Below are 230 nucleotides of genomic sequence, written 5' to 3' on the forward strand. Positions count from 1 at the left end.
CGGGTCGCCACGCCCCACTGCTCGTCCACCGCCGGACCGTAGGCGATGGCGCCGACGCGCTGGGGCTGGTCGAAGCCGGCCACCGACAGCGGGCCGTCGACGACGCCTGGCTCGCGCTTGAACACGGCGCCGACTTCGAACACGCGCACACGGCCGGCCTTGCGGTTCAGGTTATAGCGCACGTTGGCCAGCAGGCCGCCGATCAGGGTCGAGCGCATCACGCTCATCTG

1 pseudogene is annotated in these 230 nt (G+C 71.3%); it reads right to left on the minus strand.

Annotated features, from left to right (window positions below):
* Window positions 1–230, minus strand: a pseudogene (locus KVT32_RS31880) (phenylalanine--tRNA ligase subunit beta); the annotation flags it as partial.

It is taken from the genome of Achromobacter sp. GbtcB20 (assembly GCF_019091095.1).
In the GTDB taxonomy this organism is placed as follows: Bacteria; Pseudomonadota; Gammaproteobacteria; order Burkholderiales; family Burkholderiaceae_B; genus Achromobacter; species Achromobacter mucicolens.